Genomic DNA, 20,130 nt, shown 5'->3' with positions numbered 1-20,130 from the left:
TCACCCCGTCGTTCGGCCGCTCGCAAACACGCCGACTTTCCCTGAAAGGGTGCAAGACCATGACAATGAAGTCCTTCCCCAAGCCATCCGACCTGCCGGTGCCCGCCGGCGCCGAAGGATGGGAAGAGATCTACCCCTACTACCTGGTGTTCCAGGACGCACTGAAGGAGCAGGAAGACGCCAAGTTCTGGTTCTGCGATTCGCAGCACTGGCCCACCGTCTTCAAGCCCTTCGAAACCATCGGCGGCGAATTCGCCGTGAAGTGCCTGGGCCAGTACAACGCCAGGCACCTGATGATCCCCAACGCCAACGGCATCGACTTCCGCATCCACCTGGGCTACCTGTACATGTCGCCCATCCCGGTCCAGGAAGAGCAGATCGCCGCCCGCGTGCCGGACTTCGAGGCGCGCATCGGCCACTACTTCGCCAACTGGGAGAGCAAGCTGGCCAACTGGCATGTGAAGGTCAAGGGCACCATTGCGGACATGGAGGCGCTGTTCTTCGCGCCGCTGCCCGAGAAGGTCCCCTTCGAGGACATCGAGAACGGCGTGGGCAAGGACGGCTCGGAAGTCCTGCTGGAGAACTACGACCGGCTGATCCAGCTGGCCTACCAGAACTGGCAGTACCACTTCGAGTTCCTGAACCTGGGCTACATCGCCTACCTGGACTTCTTCAACTTCTGCAAGGAAGTCTTCCCGAACATCCCGGACCAGTCCATCGCCACCATGGTGCAGGGCGTGGACATGGAGCTGTTCCGCCCGGACGACGAGCTCAAGGCGCTGGCGCTGCTGGCCATCGAGCTGGATTTGGACGAGCACTTCGCCAACACCGATGACCCGGCCGCCACCCTGGCGTCCATCGCCGCAGCCGCCGGCGGCGAGCGCTGGATGGCGCAGTGGGAGCAGGCCCAGGACCCGTGGTTCAACTTCACCATCGGCAACGGCTTCTACGCCCACGACAAGTACTGGAACGTGAACCAGGAGATCCCGCTGGGCTTCATCGCGGACTACATCCGCCGCGCCCGCGGCGGCGCGCAGATCCTGCGCCCCACCGAAAAGCTCATCGCGGAGAAGGAACGCATCGTGGAGGAATACCGCGAGCTGCTGGATCCGGAGGTCGCCGCGGTCTTCGACGCCAAGCGCACGCTGGCGGCCACCGCCTACCCGTACGTGGAGAACCACAACTTCTACATCGAGCACTGGACCATGGGCGTCTTCTGGCGCAAGGTCCGCGAGCTCGGCCGCATGCTCGCCGACGCCGGGCTCTTCGCCGAGGCCGAGGACATGCTCTACCTGAGCCGCAACGAGGTCCGCGACGTGCTCTTCGACCTGGTCACCAGCTGGGGCGTCGGCTCCGGCGCGCCGATCGGCGCGGTGGTGCTCCCGGAGAAGATCGCCCACCGCAAGGGTATTGTGGACGCGCTGAAGACCGCCCGCCCGGCCCCGGCGCTGAACACCCCGCCGGAGTCGATCACCGAACCGTTCACCCGCATGCTCTGGGGCATCACCACCGAGCAGGTGCAGCAGTGGCTGGGCGCGGACGAGACCCAGGACGGTAGCACGCTCAAGGGCATGGCGGCCTCCCCGGGCCAGGTGGAAGGACCGGCCCGCGTGATCATGCACGCGGACGAGCTCACCCAGGTGCAGCCCGGCGAAATCCTGGTGGCTCCGGTCACCGCGCCGAGCTGGGGCCCGATCTTCGGCAAGATCAAGGCCACCGTCACGGATATCGGCGGCATGATGTCCCATGCGGCCATCGTCTGCCGCGAATACGACCTGCCGGCGGTCACCGGCACCGGCAGCGCCTCCACCACCATCAAGACCGGAGACCTGCTGCGGGTTGACGGCACCAAGGGCACCGTGGAAATCCTGGGCGCCGAGCCGGCCCTGACCGGGCCGGGAGCCCACAGCCACTCGCACGCCTGATCCCCGGGCGCCACGGACCGGTTCCGGAGGTTCCCCCAAGCTTCCGGAACCGCAAGGGTGCCGGCCGGTTCCTTTCCCCCCCCCCCCCCCCCCGATCCCCGGCCGGCACCCGCAACACCACAGTTCTCCACCACTTGAAAGGCACATTCCATGAACAGCTCTCCTACGGTGCTCATCACCGGCGCCGCCGGCGGCCTGGGACGGGCCTTCGCCCTGGGCTTCGCGGCCCGCGGCTACGCCATCGCCGCCGCGGACATCGACGCGGCCGGCACGCAGGAAACGGTCCGCCTGGTGCGCCAGGCCGGAGCCGAGGCGGCGGCCTTCACGGTGGATGTCACCGACACCGCATCCACCAACGCGCTGGCCAAGGACGCGGCGGAGTTCGCCGGCGGCACCCTCGCGGTGCTGATCAACAACGCCGCCATCTACGCCACCGTCACCCGCACCCCGTTCGAGGAGATCAACCCGGACGAGTGGGACCAGGTCATGAATGTGAACCTCAAGGGCCCGTGGATGGTCTCCCGGGCCGTCTCCCCGTATCTCGCGGCGGGCTCCCGGGTCATCAACCTGGCCAGCGCCACCGTCTACTCCGGCTCCGAGCAGTGGGCCCACTACGTGGCTTCCAAGGGCGGGGTCATTGCGCTCACCCGCGTCATGGCCAAGGAGCTGGGACGCCGGGAAATCACCGTGAACACCATCGCCCCGGGCTTCACGCTGACCGAGGCCAGCCTGGGGCTCATGGAGAACGCCTCCAGCTACGGGGTGGACCGGGGGGCGCTCAAGCGCGCCAGCCAGCCAGAGGACATCGTGGGCGCCGCGCTGTTCCTGGCCAGCGAGGACTCCTCGTTCATCACCGGTCAGACGCTCGTCGTCGACGGCGGACGCCAGTTCATCTAACCCAGCTTTACGCCTAACCGTTCAGGAGGAACCATCATGGCGACTATCAACTTCACCGACTTCGAAGGCCAGACCCGCACCGTGGACGCCGCCGCCGGCGACTCCGTCATGGAAACGGCGGTCCGCAACGGCGTGGCCGGGATCGTGGGCGAATGCGGCGGCTCCCTGTCCTGCGCCACCTGCCACGTGTTCGTGGCCCCGGAAGACTTCGAGTCGCTGGATCCGATGGGCGAGATGGAAGACGAGATGCTCTACGGCACCGCCGTGGACCGCGAGGAGAATTCCCGCCTGTCCTGCCAAATCAAGATGTGCGAGGGTCAGACCCTCAACGTCGCCACCCCGGAAACCCAGGTCTAGCCATGAACACCGCAACACTCCCCTCCACCGGCGGCGCCCCGGCCCCCGCGGCGGGCACCGCCACCGGGCTGCTGATCATCGGCGCCTCGCAGTCCGGGGTGCAGCTGGCCATCTCGCTGCGCGCCCTGGGCTACACCGGGCACATCACGCTGCTCGGGGACGAGGACCACCGCCCCTACCAACGCCCGGCGTTGTCCAAGGAATTCCTGCAAGACAAGGTGGGCAGCGAATCGCTGATCTTCCGCTCCAATGACTACTGGATCGAGCACAACGTCACCCTGGTCAAGGGCGAACGCATCGAAGACATCGCCTCCAACCCGGACGGCTCCGGTGTGGCCACCGGCCGCAGCGGGGCGCGGTACCCCTACACCAGGCTGGCGCTGACCGTCGGCGCCCGGCCGCGGGTGTTCGAGGTCCCGGGCAGCGAGCTGGACGGCGTCGTCTACCTGCGCAACGCCGACGACGCGCTGAAGCTCAAGGAGCTGGCCCCGGCCGCCACCGACGTGGTGGTCATCGGCGGCGGGTTCATCGGCCTGGAGGCGGCCAGCTCCCTGCAGGCCATGGGCAAAAAGGTCACCGTCATCGAATACGGCCCGCGCCTGGTGGGCCGCGCCGTCGGCGAGGACACCAGCGCCTACTTCCTTGAGCAGCACCGCGCCCGCGGCCTGGACATCCACCTGAATGCCAGGGTTTCGCGCATCGCCGGGGACGGCGCGGTCTCCTCCGTGCACCTGGAATCCGGGGAAATCATCCCCGCGCAGATCGTGCTGGTGGGCATCGGGGTCATCCCCAACACGCAGCTCGGCGAGCAGATGGGCCTGGACATCAGCAACGGCATCGTGGTCGACGAGGCGGCCATCGCCTCCGACGGGCACACCCTGGTGGTCGGGGACGTGGCGAACATGCCCAACCCGGTCCCCGGCGCCCCGGACGGCGAGCGCATCCGGCTGGAATCCGTGAACAACGCGGTGGAGCACGCCAAGGTCGCCGCCTACGCTCTGATGGGCCAGCGCGAAGCCTACGCCGGCATCCCGTGGTTCTGGTCCAACCAAGCTGACATGAAACTGCAGATCGCGGGCCTGTCCATGGGCTTCGATTCAACGGTCAAGCGCGAGGTCCCGGAGAAGGGCAAGTTCACCGTGCTGTACTACCGCGGCGGGCAGGTCATCGCCGCGGACTGCGTGAACGCGCCGCTGGACTTCATGGCAGTCAAGTCGGCCCTGGCCGCCGGGAAGAACATCGACCCGGCCGCGGCCGCCGACCCCGGCACCATGCTCAAGACGCTGATTGCCTAACACTTGTTTTCCCCACAATGCCGATTTCCCACGACTTGATAGGCCTGAGGACACCATGACAACCCTGAACGACGCCCGGCCGCTGCCGGCCACGGGCCCCATCAACACCGGCCCCATCGCCCTGGACAACCACGCGGACGGCCAGCTGGAGGCCCTGTGGGCGGCGGTGGTCCCCGAGACCCGCGCCCGCGGCAACGACATCCACCTGCCCATCTCCCTGTCCTTCGCCCGCCGGCTGTGCGACGCGCACCCGGAAGCGGACCGCACCCTGGTGCTGGTCGCCACGCTGCTGCACGACACCGGCTGGGCGCACGTGGACCAGGAGAAGATCATCTCCGACGGCTTCCGCGGCGACTGGCGCACCGCGGACATCCGCTACGAGCACGAACGCGAGGGCTGCCTGGTGGCCCGCCGCGTGCTGCCCGCCCTGGGCTACGACGCGCAGTTCATCGACGAGGTCTGCAAGATCATCGACGGGCACGACACCCGCCCGCAGGCCTACACCTTGGAGGACGCGCTGATGCGCGACGCGGACCGGCTGTGGCGCTTCGACCACGCCGGCATCGCGCTGGCCTCGGGCTGGTTCGGGCAGAACCCCGCCATGTACACCGACCGGCTGGAAACCGAGATCATCCCGGAGCTGATCACACAGGCAGCGGTGGAGATGGCCACCGCGGACCTGGCCCGCTCCCGGGCCCTGCTGCGCACGGCGGTGCTGCGATGAGCACGCTGTCCGGAGCCGCGGCCCGGCGCGAGGAACTGATGCTGCCCTACCGCCATGTGGACACGCACTTCATCGACGGCGGGTGGACGCGCTCGCAGGGCACCGGACGCATCGAGGTCACCGACCCCGCCACCGGCGCCGTGTGGGGTTCGGTCCCCTCCGGCGACGCACAGGACGTGGACACCGCGGTCCGCGCCGCCCACCACGCGCTGCATGCGGCGCCGTGGAAGGGAACTTCCCCTTCCGAGCGGGCCGAGCTGCTGCTGCGCATCGCCGCGGAAATCGAGCTCCGGGCCGCCGAACTGTCGCTGACCAATACGCTGGAAAACGGCTCGCCGGTCTCCGAAACCGGCGGGGCCGCGGCGAATGCCGCGGGCATCTTCCGGTACTTCGCCTCGCTGGCCCCGCTGTTGGAAAAGGAGGACCTGCGTCCGTTCCCCAATGGGGCCGGAGAGTCCCTGGTGCGCCGCGACCCGGTGGGCGTCTGCGCGCTGATCGCCCCGTGGAACTTCCCGATCAACCTGATGGTCATCAAGCTGGCCCCGGCATTGCTGGCGGGCTGCACCGTGGTCATGAAGCCTGCCTCCCCCACCCCGCTGTCCTTCCGCATCATCATGGATGCGCTGGACGCCGCCGGAGTCCCTGCGGGCGTGGCCAACCTGGTCACCGGTCCGGGCCGGCTGGGCGATGAGCTGGTGCGCCATCCGCTGGTCTCCAAGGTGGCGTTCACCGGGTCCACCCCGGTGGGCCGCACCATCGCCGCGGCCTGCGGCGAGCTGCTGCGCCCGGTCACCCTGGAACTGGGCGGCAAGTCCAGCGCGCTGGTGCTGCCGGATGCGGACCTGGACCTGCTCGGCTCGCGGCTGATCCGTTCCTGCATGCGCAACACCGGGCAGACCTGCTACATCTCCACCCGCATCCTGGCCCCGGCCGAACGCTATGACGAAGTGGTGGACGTGGTGGCCTCCACCATCGCCGAGGCCCCGCAGGGCGACCCGCTGGATCCTGCCACGGTCTTCGGGCCCTCGGCCAACCGCAGCCAGTACCAGACGGTGCTGGGCTACCTGGAGACAGGGCATGCCGAAGGCGCCCGCGCGGTCACCGGCGGCGCCACGGCGCAGCTGGGCGGAGACCTGGCGGACGGGTTCTTCATCCAGCCCACGGTCTTCGCTGACGTCACCCCGGACATGGCGATCTCACGCGAGGAAATTTTCGGTCCGGTCATCACGGTGCTGAAGTATTCTTCCGAGGACCAAGCCATCGCCCTAGCCAACAACACCGAATTCGGATTGGGCGGGCTGGTCTTCGGCGCGGACGAGGGCCGCGCCCTGTCGGTGGCCGAGCGTATGGACACCGGCAGCGTCGGGGTGAACTTTTTCGCCTCCAACCATGCTGCCCCCTTCGGCGGGCGGCACGATTCGGGGCTTGGCACCGAGTACGGGCCGGAAGGCCTGGCGGCCTACCTGAGCTACAAGTCGATCCACCGCCAGGCGCGGTAGGGGAAGTAGAAAATGCCTGAAGGCGTCCATCCGGAGTTGTGGCCGGATGGACGCCTTCATCATGTTCCGCTGTACAGACCTGCGCGCGAACACCTAGGTTGGAAGTGCGAGCCAATAATCGTCCGGCAGGGCGCCAACGCACCAGTGACGTGGAACAACAGCGACGAGGAACAATCCATGAAAACCCCGATTCCTGACTACCTCGACGAGGTGCTCGACAGCCTCCGGAACGACACCAGCGGAAACACCGCCCAGTACATTCCCGAACTGGCGCAGGCCAACCCGGATCTCTTCGCCCTCTCCGTCACCACGGCTACCGGAAGCACCTATTCCGCCGGGGACCACCTCGAAGAATTCACCATCCAATCCATCTCCAAGCCGTTCGCCTACGCGGCGGCCATCATGGACCGGGGCCTGGACCGGGTGCTGCGGTCCGTCGGGGTCGAAGCCTCGGGCGAGGCCTTCAACGAACTATCACTGGAAGAAGGGACTCACCGGCCGAAGAACCCGATGATCAATGCCGGAGCCATCATGACCCACGGCCTGCTGGTCGCCGAGGATGCCAGCACCGAGGACCGCGTGGCCCGCGTGCTGGAACTGTTCTCTCAACTGGCCGGACGCGAACTGCGCATCGACGAGAGCGTATACGCCTCGGAAATGGAGACGGCTGACCGCAACCTCGCCACGGCCCATATGCTGCGCAGCTACGGGATTCTCGGCACCGACGCGCATGAGGTGGTCTCGGGATACACCCGCCAGTGCTCCATCCTGATCACCGTAGAGGACCTGTCGCTCATGTCGGCGACTCTGGCCAACGGCGGCGTCCAGCCACGCACCCGCGAACGGGTGCTGAGCGAGGGCATCGCCCAGCAGGTCATGTCGGTCATGGCGGTGGCCGGCATGTACGACGGGGCCGGCGATTGGCTCACCCGGGTGGGAATCCCCGCCAAGAGCGGCGTGGCCGGAGGACTGGTCGGGGTGCTTCCCGACCAGGTGGGCATCGGAGCGTTCTCGCCACGGCTCGACGCCCACGGCAACAGCCAGCGCGCGGGCCGGGCCTTCGAGCGGCTGTCCACCGACATGGGCCTGCACCTGTTCGCACCCAGCAGCGGCCAGCTGGACGTGGTGGACGTCCATCAGGAAGCCACCCGCGAGATCTTTGTCCTGCAGGGCAACGTGCAGTTCACCGCCGCCTCCGAACTGCTGGATTTGATGGCCGCCTCCACCTCGCGCACCGCGGTGCTGGTGGACATCTCCCGGGTCTATTCCTTCACCACGGTGGCCCGCCGGATGGCCTTGGAAGGACTGCGACGGCTGCGCCTGGATGGACGCAGAGTGTTCCTCAACGACCCGCTGCAGGTTCTGGCCAATCCGGACCTCGGCGACGGGACCTACCCGGAAAACCCCTGAACAGGCAAAACGCGCGGCCTTGGTTCCGGCGTTCATCCAGCCGCGAATCGGTTCGAAAATTAGCCATCCAATCGCTCTGGACTGATGCAAACCTGGGGAGCGGTTAGCCCGGCACTGATCATAGTCTCATCGCATGTTTTTGAGTATCAATTTCGAGTCGTTACATCCTTACGAAGGACGCGAATTGCCTTTATCGGTGCGGAACCACAGAATTATCTTCGGTATTCATTCGCACGTTTGAGGAATTTAGTATGTCTGAACTTGGGTCACCCTTTTCACCCGGCAATTCTGAGCCGCCGAAAAAGCCGGGCCGCAAAGTATGGTGGATCATTCTAGGGGTTTTTGCAGTACTCATCGCACTGCTTTTCCTAATCCCTGAGCTGTTCGCAATCATTGCCTTCGTAGGCCTGATTCTAGGAATTATCGGACTCGTAAAGGGACGCGTCCCTTGGCTCGGCATGCAAGGAAAAGGCAAGGCCGGCGGGCTCACTGCCGCGATGGTAATCCTGATGGCCATCACGGGCGCCATAATGGGCCCGGCAGAGACCGCGCCCACGGTCGCGTCACCGCCACCCTCGCCAATCGTGACAAGCAGCGAGTCGCCCACCCCTTCCCCGTCAGAGTCCCCTTCACCCACGGCCATTGCAGACTTCGTTGGTGAGGAATGCGACGGCGACGAGCTCGTCATGGAACAGGGAGCCGACAAGCTCTACTGCGACGAAAACGCGTCGAAGGTCTTCGTTTGGACTACTCAGGACGATCACGACAAGGCGATCCTTGCCGCCAAGAAGGCCGAAGAAAAGAAGGTTGCCGAGGAGAAAGCCGCGGCTGAGAAAAAAGAAGCCGATGCCAAGGCCGCTGCGGAGAAGAAAGCAGCAGAAAAAGCCGAAGCTGAGAAAAAGGCTGCCGACAAGAAAGCCGCGCAGGAAAAAGCAGAACGTGAGGCCTACACTCCCCCACCGGCCAAGGCTCCAAGCAGCACATACTACGCCAACTGCAGCGCAGTTAAGGCGGCGGGTGCCGCACCGATTTACAGTGGTGACCCGGGTTATTCGCGCAAGCTCGACCGTGATGGGGACGGCGTAGCTTGCGAAAACTAAACAACGCCGCGGTAGCCTGGCTAGCGGCTCTGGCTCTGTTGCTTTCTGGATGCGGTGCCACGCCGGCGACTACCCAGGCTGCAGAGCCTTCGGCGACAGCGACGCCGTCGGCGCCTCCCATCGTGATCCGGTCGGAAGCTCCGCCGATCACTATCACGACCGAGTCGCCGACGGCTACGGCCACCACGCCAGCGGCGACCAAACAGCCTTCTTTGACACCAAGCGCAGAATCCAAAAGCCCTTCAACAGGCGGGACAACGGCCAGTACGATGCTCGAAGAAATCCCCATTAAGGGGCGCGCCCCGAAAACAGGGTACGAGCGCAGCATGTTCGGCAGCGGCTGGGACGACACCGACCACAATGGTTGCGACACTCGAAATGACATCCTGAACCGGGACTTGACGGTGACATCGCACAAGGCCGGCACCCGGGATTGCGTCGTGCTGACTGGTTCTTTGGATGATCCTTACACCGGTGACACCATCGAATTCCAGCGAGGCCAAGGCACGAGCAACGATGTGCAGATTGACCATGTCGTGGCACTCTCAGATGCATGGCAAAAGGGAGCGCAGAAGCTTTCTGCTGAGCAGCGCGTCGAGTTCGCGAACGACCCCCTCAATTTGCTGGCGGTTGACGGCCCCACCAACGGGTCCAAGGGAGATGGAGACGCGGCTACATGGCTTCCCCCTAACAGGGGCTTCTGGTGCGACTATGTGACGCGTCAGATCGAAGTCAAGCACAAATACGATCTTTGGATGACGAAGGCTGAGGCTGAGTCCAGCCGCACCGTTTTAGAAGAGCGCTGCGTCTAGGCTAGCCAAGATTGAAACTGGCCGACTATGCGACGTCGCGATCCACGAGCAAGGCCCGGGCGAGGAATTTACGATTCCTCGCCCGGGCCTTGCAGTTCCTAGAGCTAGTTGATTTCGCCGAAGGTAACTACCGGCGTGTAGCCATCGAGGTCAATCGCGTCCGGAACAATGACGAGCTTGACCTGCTCGGCGGTTTCCTCCGGGCTGGTCTGCACGAAGTCCTTGCGGAGCGTGTAGGCCTCGACCCCAAAGCTGGGGAGGCGGTCTCCGTACACGTGGAGCCTGTACCGGTCGAATGCTTCCAGTGCTTCTTCGGTCGAGTTGGCTCCGATGGCGCGGATAGTGCCTCCGTCGGTTTCGCTGATGACAATCCCGAGGATTGCGGGTGCAGAGCCGGCTGTGCGGCAGTTGTCGAGCCCGGTGCCGGTGCGGACGTAGAGGTTGAATGCGGTGGTGTCGTGCTGGATCTTGCTGTTGCAGTTGCTGCAGAGTGCGAACACGATCTGCCCTTTCCCTAGGGGTGGCCTGTGGTGGCCATGGATGACCGGAAGGATTTTCGTCTACTAGGGATGTGTAGGTCACCGCTTTTACAGTTCACGGAAATCAGCCCATTTCAGAATGACCTTCGTCACCATTGCCCGAAATGGGGTCAAACACCGCAAAATCAGCCCCATCACAACCGGCGCACTCCCCCGCGGCCGTATTTCCCAGACGCCCGGCATTTCTCGTTCAAGAGTTACTTTGATGGTTTCCCAGCGCTCGGCCAAGTGCGCTCAGGCTGGAGACGCGCCGGTTATGCGCGGCAACAGTGGCCGAAGCGCAGGCACCTGCTTCATCAACAGTTCGCACTACCGGAAGTCCGCCGGATGGGAATACGCTGGGCCATATCGCTAGGCTTCCCAGCTCGCCACCGTGGTCTGGTCGCGGATCTGGCCGACCAGCTCGGCGAGCATGTCCTCAAGTGTCACGATGCCGGTGACCTGGCCGGTGCCAGCGTCCTTCACCAGCGCCAGGTGGGCGCCGCTGCTCTGCATCTGCTGCAGGGCGGTGCGCACCGGCTGCTGCGCGGTGAACTCGGGCAAGGCGCGCACCGCAGCCTGCTCCAGCTTCCGGGAGCGCTCGGCGGCCCCGCGTCCCAGCACGTCCTTGATGTGCACGTAGCCCACCGGCTTGCCGTCCTCGATCAGCGGGAAGCGGGAGAAGCCCTGCGAGGCGGCCTGCTCCACTTCGGCCACCGTGCTGCTGCGCGGCAGGGTGCGGACTTTGCCGAAGTCGATGGCCACCGACTCGATGCTGTGCGCGTCGAAGTTCAGCGCACCCATCAGCAGCTGCTCGTCATGGTGGTCAAGCAGTCCACCGGAGCGCGACTCGGCCACCATGTCCGCCACCTCGTTGCGGGTGAACGCGCTGGCCACCTCGTTCTTCGGGGTCACACCCATCAAGCGCAGGAACAGGTTGCCCAGCGCGTTCATGGTCCACAGCACCGGGCGCAGGATCTTCACCAGCACGACCATGCTCGGGCCGAGGATCAGCGCCATGCGCTCCGGTCCGGCCAGCGCCATGTTCTTCGGCACCATTTCAGCCAGCACCACGTGCAGGTAGGTCACCAGGATCAGGGCGATGGCATAGGACAGCGGATCGATCCACGACACCGGGATGCCCATGGCCTCGAACGGCCCGGCCACCGCGTACTTCACCAGGGGCTTGGTCACGTAGCCCAGCGCCAGGGAGCAGACGGTGATGCCCAGCTGCGCGCCGGCCATCACGAGGGAGACGTTCTCGATGGCCCACAGCGTCATCTTGGCGCTGCGGCTGCCGGCCTGAGCCTTGGGCTCGATGATGCTGCGGCGGGCGGAGATCAGCGCGAACTCCGCGCCGACAAAGTAAAAGTTGGCGGCCAGCAGCAGGACTGTCAGGATGATTCCGGTTAAATCGCTCATCGGTTCTGCTCCTGTTCATCCAGTTCCACCGCGGTCAGTTCCACCGTGGCGATCCGCGAGCCGTCCATTTCAATGACCGTAAAGTGCAGTTCCTTCTCGGGCTGCCCCGGGAGGCCAGGGACCACCAGCGTCGCCTGGTCTCCGACTTCGCCGAGCTTGCCCAGCTGCAGGGTCACCAGGCCTGCCAGGGTTTCGTAGTCAGCGTCGCGCGGGATCTGGCAGCCGACCAGTTCATTGGCTTCGTCCGGCCGCAATGCCGCATCGAGGATCCACGAGTTCTCGCCTAGCACCTGCACGGTGCCGTCTTCCGGGTCGTGCTCGTCGCGCACTTCTCCGACGATTTCCTCCACCAGGTCCTCAAGGGTCAGCAGCCCGGCCACGTCTCCGGTTTCGTCGATCAGCACTGCCATCTGCAGGTCCTCGCGGCGCAGCTGGTCCATCAGCTCATCCAGTTCCACGGTGTCGGGAACCAGCGTGGCTTCCTCGGCCAGGGTGCCCACCGCGGTGGTCTCCCGCTGCTCGTAGGGCACGGCCAGCAGGGTGCGGATGCGCACCAGGCCGTCGACCTGGCGGCCGTCGTCGCTGAGGATCGGGAATCGCGAGTGGCCGGTGTCGGCGGCCAGCGCAAGCACTTCCTGCACGCTCTGCTCGGCGGCGATGCTGACCATGCGCGAGCGCGGGGTCATGGCGTCGTGGCCGCGGCGGTTGCCGAAGGCCACGGTGCGGCGCATCAGTTCCGCGGTCTGCGAGGGCAGCACGCCTTCGCGGGCCGAGTGGCCCACGAGCGCCACCAGTTCCTCGGAGGAGCGCGTCGAGGCCAGCTCTTCCTGCGGTTCGATACCGAAGCGGCGCACGATCCAGTTGGCGTTGCCGTTGAAGAACACCAGTAGCGGCTTGGTCACGGCGCTGAATCCGCGCTGGAAGCCCACCACTGCCTTGGCGGTAGCGAAAGGCTTGGCGATGGCGAGGTTCTTGGGAACCAGCTCGCCGAAGACCATGGTCAGGATGGTGGCCAGCACCAGGGCGATGGCCACGGAGACCGAACGCGCAAGCGTCGGATCCAGCCCGGCGTCCTGCAGCGGCCCCACCACCAGGGCGGCGATGGCCGGCTCGGCCAGAAAGCCGATACCCAGGTTGGTCAGGGTGATTCCAAGCTGGGCTCCGGACAGCTGCGTGGACAGGGTGCTCATGCCCTTCAGCACGCCGGACGCGCGGCGGTCACCGGATTCCGCGGCCTGCTTGACCTGATTGCGGTTAACCGTGATCAGGGAGAATTCTGCGGCCACGAACAGGCCGCATCCCGCGATCAGGACGATGGCCAGCAGCAACGATATCCACTCCATTATTTACACCCCCTGCCGCAATGCGTCTGAACGGCATTCCTACCGGGCAGAGGGTTAGGCCTGTGACATCTACTGTCGCCTGAAGCGTCCATCGTTCCCTTCCGATCGGAGTATCTTCCTCCGATCCACATCATGTGAATATTAATTATGCGGGGTCTGTGGGCCCCGAAAAGACCGAATTCCGAAGAGTTTGCCAGATCCCCTGCCCGCTCACAGGAATCTCAAAACTTCGTTCCCTGCCGGGGAGCTGGAACGCGCCAACGGGGCGCAGTGAAGGCTGTGCTCCGGGTCTAGCGGCGAACCGCTATCCCTGCCGCGAGTCTGCCGCTGGCCAGGGCGCCCTGGATCGAGGGCTGGGCAAAGTCCCCGGCCAAAGTGATCCCGAGAAGCTTGGTATCCAGCGGTTCCTGTCCCGGGGCCACGGACGGCAGTGCGTCGGGAATGTCGTGGCGGACCAGCAACCGCCAGTCCCTGCGGGTCTCGCCGAGCAGGTCGGCGGCCTGGTCCAGCGCCGCCTCGTCATCCAGCCCGTGGTCCCCCACGGCCGTCGCCTCCACCAGGTGCCAACCTGCCGGGGCGTAGGAGGGCGCAACATTGGAGATCACCGCGGCATGCGCGAGTGCCGCGCCCTCCCGGACGTCCACGTGCAGGAACGGAAGTTCCGAGGGACGGTGCGGCGTGGCAAACCACCAGGTGCTCAGCGAATTCGTGGGTGGTTCCGGTTGTCCGGAGAGCCTGGCGCTGTGGCGTGGACCGGCGGCAATGATCACGTGGTCCGCCACGAGGTCGCGACCCGACTCGCAGCGCACCTGCACCTGGCCGGCCGCATCCACGGCAACGGAATCCACGGGTGCAGACAGCTGGATGCGCTCGCGCAGGGGTTCGGCGAGCTGGTGGGCAAGAGCCGCCATCCCCTGGGCCGGAAGCGCAGGACGCCCAATGGCGAAGTACCACGAGAGCGTGCGGGCCAGCGCGGCTGGCACCTGCAACTGGGAATCGGCAACGACGCCGGAGAAGAATTTCTCGACGACCTTCCGGAACCGGGCGGAGAACCCTGACCGCTCAATGGATTCGCGCAGCGTCAGCGAAGAGTTGCCGGCCAGGCGGACCCAGCGCCAGGCAGCCGCCAGATCCTGTGCCCCCACGGATCCGCCGAACAGATGCGCGGCGCGTACGGGGTGGTGCAAGGGATCGGCCAGAACCTCCAGCGAGGATTCGCCGCGGACCGCTACCCCTTTGCCGAAAGGATGCAAATCCAAACTTCGCAGGGACGCAGTGCGTCTGGCTTCCGGATAGCTGGGGTTGAGCAGCTGGAAACCGCGGTCGCAGCGGAACCCGTCAATGATGTCGGTGGCCACCCGACCACCGACCGTCTCAGCCGCTTCAAGCACGGTGACGTCGTGCCCCTGCTCGAGCGCCACGCGGGCTGCCTGCAATCCGGCGAGCCCCGCCCCGACAACTATCAGCTTCACGCGCATCTCCCTCGCCCAACGACCCGTACTGCCACCCTGCGCGGAGCAGCAATGGCCCCGCGGTTGCTCCAAGGTTATCCACGGGCCGTTCCCACGTCACCTCCCATGCAAACCAACCCAGCCCGCGCCAAGGATTACGTGCTCGTGATGGCAAACGCCCCAGCACCATCAGATGCCGGGGCGCAGTCAGGGGATGCCGTGCCTACAGTTCCACGACCTCGAACTCCATCAGGTCCGCACCGCTGGCTACCGGCTTCTTGCCGTCGTTGGACGCGTGGGCAGCTTCGGAACGCTTGTTGCGCCAGTTCTCGAAGTCATCGCGGGTGGCCCACTGGGTGTAGACGAAGTAGCGGTCCTCGCCATTCACCGGACGCAGCAGCTGGAAACCTTCGAAGCCAGGCTCCTGGTCAACCGAGTGCTTGCGGGCTGCGAAGCGCTTTTCCAGCTCCGGTCCTGCTTCGCCGGGAATCGACAGGGCATTAATGACAACAATCGACATGTCTCACCTTTCGTGACCCGGCAGATTCCGGGGTTGAATGCTACATTTCCCAGCCTACGCGCGAGCACCCTGTTCCGGGCGGCGTATGACGCCGCAACAGGCCAGCGCACTGCGGTCTCAGAGCCTCGCTACCGCCTGAGCGAGCAGTTTTCCGTAGGCGGCGCTGCCATGCGGTCCGGGATGGATCTTGTCCCGGGCAATGTCGTCAATACCCTCCGCGGTTCCGGCCCAGTCGATCAGATGGGTTCTGGAATCGGCTTCGGCGGCCGCGTGGAGTTTGCCGTTGACGCTGCCGATCCACTGTCGCGGAGCGTACGCCGTGACCAGCAGCAGTTCGCGCTTCGGTCCGAGGATCCGCCGGACTTCGTCCAGGGTTCCCGCCGGCAGGTCCCCATTGGTTCCAAGGCCAAGCACCACCACTTGGCGCAACTTACCAGCGCTTTTCAACTCCCGCAATTGTGCAGGCGCGTCCCAGATCTGCGCTCCGACCGAGGCATCAATAGAAATCCCCGGCAGCCTCTTCAACAGCTGCTGCGAGGAGGCGAGCATCACCGAATCCCCCAACGCCGTGACATCGCTTCCAGTGAGGTTCCGTGGGCTGCGCGCAGGTTCTCGCGAATCATTCGTCGATTCATGGGCAGTTGCGCCAGGAGGCGTCGCGTCGTTTGATTCCGGAACCCGGGCGGATTCTTGCTGTTCCGCCAAAACATCTTGGGCTTGGGTCAGCTGCTGTTCCAGCTGGCTTTGCTCCGGAGACGCAAGGAGCACGGACACAGCGCATGCCGGGACCAGCACCAAGGCCAGCAGCGGCAGCACCGAGGCGAAGCTTCCCGCCGTTCCGTTCCACACCCGTTTGACCCGCTCGGCGATGCGCCCGGACCAGCCAGCCACGGCGGTTTTGAAACCGTAACGCAGAATCGGCTCCTCGACGAACCGCCAGGACAGTTCGGCGGCCAGAACCACCAGCGGGATTGTGCACAGCACCGCTGCCGTGGCCGCCTGGGGCGGGAATACCGTTTGAGCCAGCAGCAGCAGCGGCCAGTGCCACAGGTACAGCCCGTAACTCCGGTTGCCCAACCAGCGCAAGCCTTTCAGGCCCAGCATCGCCCGTGTGGAGGTCCCGGATATCGTCAGCGTGAGGACCAGCAGCGTTCCGAGCAGGCTGAACAGCGCCATGCCGCCCTGATAAGCCGCGGCAGAAGTGTCCGGAAGGAAAAAGAATCCGCCCAGCATGGCCAGGAGCATCAGGACCTGGGACAGCTGGATGAACATCAGCTTCCGGCGCGGCACCGTCGCGTCCGCAGGTTTTCTGCTCGCGCTGGCTGCGGCGCCCGCGGATCCGAGCAACAAGCCGAAACCGTGCGTCCAGGTTCCGAAATACAGCACGCTTGAATCCTTGGACGGGTCGAAGCCCCAGGCCATACTCGCCGCGGAGGCAATGGCCAGGACCAGGATTCCGCACATCAAGGCCCGGCGGCTTCGCAGCAGCCACGCCAGCGCGGCCAACACCAGCGGCCACAGCAGGTAGAACTGCTCCTCAACTGCAAGTGACCAGAAGTGCTGGAAATACGCCGGTTCCATCGACGCGAAATAGCTGTTGCCGTGGGCAATCTGCATCCAGTTGCTGGTGTAGGTCAACGCGCCGGCCCACTGCCAGCGCAGCCCGGCTGGAAGCTGCCCCGCAGCCAGCAGTGCCAGCGCCGTTGAAACCACCAGCACCAGAACCATGGCCGGCAGCAGGCGCCTGGCTCGTCGGCTCCAGAAGGCGCGCAGGTCGGGGAATCGTCCGGCTTCCGTGCTCCGAAGCAGGCCGCCGGTAATGAGGTACCCGCTCAGGACGAAAAACAGGTCCACTCCGAGGAAACCTCCGGACAAGGCCGCAGGCCAGAAATGGTAAACGAGCACGGCAAGCACCGCGATGCCGCGCAGTCCGTCCAGGGCGAAATTGCGGGTCGGTGTTTCGCGGACGGGCGTGGCTGCACCCGGTGGTGGAGCTGCGAGGGAGACTTGATGATTCACGGTTAAGATGCTTCCAACACGCACCGACTGCCAGCTCCCGACCACCTATCGGCAATCCATCGGTTTTGTTACACAATCGACAGATTGCTCGACGGCAGTTTCAGGCGTTTTCACGGACTGCCGCGGGCATAATTGGCAGTGCCGGTCAGCGCTCCGCACACTTCCGGCAGACAATCGAAAGGGATTCCGTGGCTTTACGGCGTGCACTCGGCATGCTCTGCGCACTGCTGCTATGTTGTGGAACCAGTGCCTGCAGCACCAACGATCCGCTGCGGATCGAATCTCCGGCGCTCCCGACCACGCCTGCCGCGCAGTCCTCCGCACCATCAATCAACGATGAAAGGGCCTGGGAACAGCCTTTCTCTCCCGCGCAGGTCAGGCAGGTCCTGCTGGCCACCGACCTGGACGCCGTGAGCACCCGGGAGAACTCCGAAGCGGACATCCGCGAGTACCTGACCGAATGCGACAAATGCCTGGTCGCGCTGCCCGCCTACGAAACTGCAGGCGAAAAGTTCCAGATCTACTCCGTGAGCACCGCCGGGGACGCCTACAGCTTCGCTTCCTTCGCCATCCGTGATGCCAAGGGCACACCGGAGGTCGCGCTCGCCGTCGGAGGCTCGGACGTGTACCTGAGCGCGGGCAAGGAAGGCAGCCTTGTCGCACAGGAAGCTGTCTACAAACCCGATGACCCCATGTGCTGCCCCTCGGGCTGGTCGGTACGCATGTTCCGCTACCAGGATGGGCAGTTCATCCAAGGCGACTCCTTCGCCAGCCCGGTCGATCCGGCCGAGGATCAGGGGACGGAGCAGTGAGGGCCGATGGCGTCCGCGTGCTGATGATCGAGGACGACGCGGTCATCCGGGAGGCAACGAGCATCGGACTTGAGCGCCTGGGCTATCACGTCCTCGGGGCCGAGGACGGCTTGGAAGGCCTTGAGCTCTTCCGACGCCTGCAGAAAGAAGACCCGGTGGACGCGGTACTGCTGGATGTCATGCTGCCGACCATGAACGGAACCCAGGTCTGCCGCCAGATGCGCGGCTTCAGCAACATACCGGTGATCATGCTCTCGGCCCGCGGCGAAGGCCTGGACATGGTCACCGGGCTGGACGCCGGGGCGGACGACTATCTGGCCAAGCCGTTCGACCTGCAGGTGCTCGACGCCCGGTTGCGGGCGGTGCTGCGGCGCACCGCGATGCCGCAGGCCAACACCGTTGCCCATGGAGAACCGGTGCCGGACGCGAAGGGGCTGGACATCGATCCGCACCGGCTGGTGGTGACGCTGGATGCGCGGGAGATCCACCTGACTCCCACCGAGATGAAGATCCTGCTGATGCTCAGCGAGGATCCGGGGGTGGTCGTCTCGCGCAGCGATATCCTCTCCGAGGTCTGGGGCTACACCTGGGATGCCGACCACCGCGTCATCGATGTCCATGTCCAGCGGCTGCGCCGGAAGATCGGAGCATCGCGCATCGAGACAGTCCGCGGCTTCGGCTACCGGCTGCAGGATCAAGCGCCATGAGCCTGCGGTGGAAAATTACCGGGATGACCATCCTGTCGGTCCTGCTGACCTTGGTGATCTCGGCGCTGCTGGTGCGCCAGATGATCACGATTTCCGAGGAACAGCGGCTGCGCGACGAGGCCACCGGCTCGCTGAAGCAGGCGGTGCGGATCCTGGATGAGACGGGAATCAGCATCCTGGGAGCCAAGGTCAACGATCCGCAGCTGCCGGCCGAGGCCCGGGATGCCGCCAAGGCAGGCCAGTACATCACCTACCGTGCGAGGCTCGACGGCCAGGACATCATCTACGCGGCAGCCCCGGTCAGCCTGGGCACGCAGCCGGCAGTCCTGTCCCTGTCGGTGTCCTGGGCCAACAGCCAGCAGATGCGGCACAGCGTTGACACCGCCCTGCTCTGGGCAGGTGTCGCGACGCTGGTTCTGGTCTCGGCATTGGGCACGCTCATCGTTTCCCGCCTCGTCCAAAGGCTGTCCAAGGGCTCCCAGGCGGCGCGCGCCATCGCCTCCGGCGAGCGCCGGGTGCTGGTGGAAGACGCGATCGGCAAACCCTTCGGAGGCAAGGACGAAGTCGACCAGTTCGCCGAGGCAGTGGACGCCATGGCCCAGAAGCTGAACGCGAAGCTCGCGGCCGAGCAGCGTTTCTCCGCTGATCTCGCCCATGAGCTGCGCACCCCGTTGACCGGGCTGGTCACCGCCGCCAGCCTGCTTCCCGAATCGCGTCCCACGCAGCTTGTCCAGGACCGGGTCGCCAAGCTGCGCAACCTCGTCGAGGACCTGCTCCAGGTCTCGCGGCTGGAGTCAGGCGTTGAAACCGCCCAGCTCTCGGAGCTGGACCTTGATTCCTGCGTTGCCGACATCATCGGGCGCATCTGCGAACGGCGGCCCGAGCAGTGCGCACATCTCGAGCTTCAGCTGCAATCCGGCGGCAGCACGGTGCTGGTGGAACCCAAGCGTCTTGAGCGCATTCTGGAAAACCTCGTCAGCAACGCGTCGACCCATGGCTCCGGGGCAATCCTGGTCGGCACCCGGGGCACGAGCGTCAGCGTGCTGGACCACGGGCCGGGTTTTCCGCGCAGCATCCTCGACACCGGTCCTGAACGCTTCGTCTCCAAGGGTGGCGGCATCGGGTTGGGGCTGACCATCGCCAGCGGACAGGCGCAGGCCCTGGGCGCCACGATGAAACTGTCCAACCACGGCGGCGCCCGGGTGGAGCTCACGCTTCAGGCGCGCACGGCAACAGCGGCAGCTCCCAGATCTCCCAGTGCCTGAGCGCTTGGCGGCTATCGTGCATGCCCCGGCAGGGCAGGCAGGCTGCGGTGGCAG

The 20,130-nt window shown here is 65.4% G+C and carries 18 protein-coding genes; 12 read left to right on the top strand and 6 right to left on the bottom strand.

Features of this window, described 5'->3' with window-relative positions; translation table 11 throughout:
- Positions 1 to 59: 59 nt before the first annotated feature.
- The 9 genes from ATC04_RS02135 (at position 60) to ATC04_RS02095 (ending at position 10,019) form a co-directional block, all read left to right on the top strand.
- Positions 60 to 1,925 carry a PEP-utilizing enzyme gene (locus ATC04_RS02135; RefSeq protein WP_047120328.1) on the top strand — a complete coding sequence of 622 codons (1,866 nt, stop codon included), beginning with the start codon at positions 60 to 62 and terminating at the stop codon, positions 1,923 to 1,925.
- A gap of 150 nt (positions 1,926 to 2,075) precedes the next feature.
- Positions 2,076 to 2,822: an SDR family oxidoreductase gene (locus ATC04_RS02130; RefSeq protein ID WP_047120329.1), complete on the top strand. Its 747-nt coding sequence runs from the start codon at positions 2,076 to 2,078 to the stop codon at positions 2,820 to 2,822.
- Positions 2,823 to 2,858: 36 nt separating this feature from the next.
- A complete protein-coding gene (locus tag ATC04_RS02125; protein ID WP_047120330.1) occupies positions 2,859 to 3,179 on the top strand; it encodes a 2Fe-2S iron-sulfur cluster-binding protein in 321 nt (106 codons plus the stop codon).
- 2 nt (positions 3,180 to 3,181) lie between these two features.
- The gene (locus tag ATC04_RS02120; protein WP_047120331.1) at positions 3,182 to 4,474 is read left to right on the top strand and encodes an FAD-dependent oxidoreductase; all 1,293 of its coding nucleotides are present in this window, start codon (positions 3,182 to 3,184) and stop codon (positions 4,472 to 4,474) included.
- A gap of 55 nt (positions 4,475 to 4,529) precedes the next feature.
- Positions 4,530 to 5,198 (top strand): HD domain-containing protein, encoded by a 669-nt coding sequence (locus ATC04_RS02115; RefSeq protein ID WP_047120332.1) that lies wholly within the window; start codon positions 4,530 to 4,532, stop codon positions 5,196 to 5,198.
- Positions 5,195 to 6,697, top strand: a complete 1,503-nt coding sequence (locus ATC04_RS02110) for an aldehyde dehydrogenase family protein (RefSeq protein ID WP_047120333.1) — start codon at positions 5,195 to 5,197, stop codon at positions 6,695 to 6,697. The genes ATC04_RS02115 and ATC04_RS02110 overlap by 4 nt, the downstream gene beginning before the upstream one ends.
- A gap of 177 nt (positions 6,698 to 6,874) precedes the next feature.
- Positions 6,875 to 8,107, top strand: a complete 1,233-nt coding sequence (locus ATC04_RS02105) for a glutaminase (protein WP_047120334.1) — start codon at positions 6,875 to 6,877, stop codon at positions 8,105 to 8,107.
- Between the two features lie 251 nt (positions 8,108 to 8,358).
- Positions 8,359 to 9,207, top strand: a complete 849-nt coding sequence (locus ATC04_RS02100) for an excalibur calcium-binding domain-containing protein (protein WP_052772529.1) — start codon at positions 8,359 to 8,361, stop codon at positions 9,205 to 9,207.
- Between the two features lie 269 nt (positions 9,208 to 9,476).
- Complete coding sequence (locus ATC04_RS02095; RefSeq protein WP_197413506.1) at positions 9,477 to 10,019, top strand: HNH endonuclease family protein; 543 nt, start codon at positions 9,477 to 9,479, stop codon at positions 10,017 to 10,019.
- Between the two features lie 104 nt (positions 10,020 to 10,123).
- On the opposite strand, the gene ATC04_RS02090 is transcribed toward ATC04_RS02095, so the two are convergent.
- The 6 genes from ATC04_RS02090 to ATC04_RS02065 form a co-directional block, all read right to left on the bottom strand.
- On the bottom strand, positions 10,124 to 10,519 hold the full coding sequence (locus ATC04_RS02090; protein ID WP_047120335.1) for a hypothetical protein: 396 nt from the start codon (positions 10,517 to 10,519) through the stop codon (positions 10,124 to 10,126).
- Between the two features lie 390 nt (positions 10,520 to 10,909).
- Entirely contained in the window at positions 10,910 to 11,959 is a 1,050-nt protein-coding gene (locus ATC04_RS02085) for a hemolysin family protein (protein WP_047120336.1), read from the bottom strand.
- Positions 11,956 to 13,302, bottom strand: a complete 1,347-nt coding sequence (locus tag ATC04_RS02080) for a hemolysin family protein (protein ID WP_047120337.1) — start codon at positions 13,300 to 13,302, stop codon at positions 11,956 to 11,958. The genes ATC04_RS02085 and ATC04_RS02080 overlap by 4 nt, the downstream gene beginning before the upstream one ends.
- A 290-nt stretch (positions 13,303 to 13,592) precedes the next feature.
- Positions 13,593 to 14,774: an NAD(P)/FAD-dependent oxidoreductase gene (locus ATC04_RS02075; RefSeq protein ID WP_160309107.1), complete on the bottom strand. Its 1,182-nt coding sequence runs from the start codon at positions 14,772 to 14,774 to the stop codon at positions 13,593 to 13,595.
- Positions 14,775 to 14,976: 202 nt separating this feature from the next.
- A complete protein-coding gene (locus tag ATC04_RS02070; RefSeq protein ID WP_047120339.1) occupies positions 14,977 to 15,273 on the bottom strand; it encodes an antibiotic biosynthesis monooxygenase in 297 nt (98 codons plus the stop codon).
- A gap of 117 nt (positions 15,274 to 15,390) precedes the next feature.
- Complete coding sequence (locus ATC04_RS02065; protein WP_052772531.1) at positions 15,391 to 17,292, bottom strand: acyltransferase family protein; 1,902 nt, start codon at positions 17,290 to 17,292, stop codon at positions 15,391 to 15,393.
- A 188-nt stretch (positions 17,293 to 17,480) separates the two neighbouring features.
- Between ATC04_RS02065 and ATC04_RS02060 the strand changes: the two genes are divergently transcribed.
- Genes ATC04_RS02060 through ATC04_RS02050 form a run of 3 tightly spaced genes read left to right on the top strand, consistent with a single transcriptional unit; the run spans position 17,481 to position 20,076 of the window.
- Positions 17,481 to 18,104 (top strand): hypothetical protein, encoded by a 624-nt coding sequence (locus ATC04_RS02060; protein WP_146955981.1) that lies wholly within the window; start codon positions 17,481 to 17,483, stop codon positions 18,102 to 18,104.
- Positions 18,101 to 18,811: a response regulator transcription factor gene (locus tag ATC04_RS02055; protein ID WP_231735882.1), complete on the top strand. Its 711-nt coding sequence runs from the start codon at positions 18,101 to 18,103 to the stop codon at positions 18,809 to 18,811. The genes ATC04_RS02060 and ATC04_RS02055 overlap by 4 nt, the downstream gene beginning before the upstream one ends.
- Positions 18,808 to 20,076 (top strand): ATP-binding protein, encoded by a 1,269-nt coding sequence (locus tag ATC04_RS02050; protein WP_047120341.1) that lies wholly within the window; start codon positions 18,808 to 18,810, stop codon positions 20,074 to 20,076. Before ATC04_RS02055 ends, ATC04_RS02050 begins: the two co-directional genes overlap by 4 nt.
- Positions 20,077 to 20,130 lie beyond the last annotated feature (54 nt).

It is taken from the genome of Arthrobacter sp. YC-RL1 (genome assembly GCF_001454985.1).
Classification (GTDB): domain Bacteria; phylum Actinomycetota; class Actinomycetes; order Actinomycetales; family Micrococcaceae; genus Glutamicibacter; species Glutamicibacter soli.
Note: the sequence above shows the minus strand (reverse complement) of the source record. Positions and strands in the feature narration are given on the sequence as shown.

Bases quoted from the DNA above. Each gene is read 5' to 3' on its own strand.
- ATC04_RS02135 (WP_047120328.1), top strand. From the start codon at position 60: ATGACAATGAAGTCCTTCCCCAAGCCATCCGACCTGCCGGTGCCCGCC.
- ATC04_RS02130 (WP_047120329.1), top strand. From the start codon at position 2,076: ATGAACAGCTCTCCTACGGTGCTCATCACCGGCGCCGCCGGCGGCCTG.
- ATC04_RS02125 (WP_047120330.1), top strand. From the start codon at position 2,859: ATGGCGACTATCAACTTCACCGACTTCGAAGGCCAGACCCGCACCGTG.
- ATC04_RS02120 (WP_047120331.1), top strand. From the start codon at position 3,182: ATGAACACCGCAACACTCCCCTCCACCGGCGGCGCCCCGGCCCCCGCG.
- ATC04_RS02115 (WP_047120332.1), top strand. From the start codon at position 4,530: ATGACAACCCTGAACGACGCCCGGCCGCTGCCGGCCACGGGCCCCATC.
- ATC04_RS02110 (WP_047120333.1), top strand. From the start codon at position 5,195: ATGAGCACGCTGTCCGGAGCCGCGGCCCGGCGCGAGGAACTGATGCTG.
- ATC04_RS02105 (WP_047120334.1), top strand. From the start codon at position 6,875: ATGAAAACCCCGATTCCTGACTACCTCGACGAGGTGCTCGACAGCCTC.
- ATC04_RS02100 (WP_052772529.1), top strand. From the start codon at position 8,359: ATGTCTGAACTTGGGTCACCCTTTTCACCCGGCAATTCTGAGCCGCCG.
- ATC04_RS02095 (WP_197413506.1), top strand. From the start codon at position 9,477: ATGCTCGAAGAAATCCCCATTAAGGGGCGCGCCCCGAAAACAGGGTAC.
- ATC04_RS02085 (WP_047120336.1), bottom strand. From the start codon at position 11,959: ATGAGCGATTTAACCGGAATCATCCTGACAGTCCTGCTGCTGGCCGCC.
- ATC04_RS02080 (WP_047120337.1), bottom strand. From the start codon at position 13,302: ATGGAGTGGATATCGTTGCTGCTGGCCATCGTCCTGATCGCGGGATGC.
- ATC04_RS02070 (WP_047120339.1), bottom strand. From the start codon at position 15,273: ATGTCGATTGTTGTCATTAATGCCCTGTCGATTCCCGGCGAAGCAGGA.
- ATC04_RS02050 (WP_047120341.1), top strand. From the start codon at position 18,808: ATGAGCCTGCGGTGGAAAATTACCGGGATGACCATCCTGTCGGTCCTG.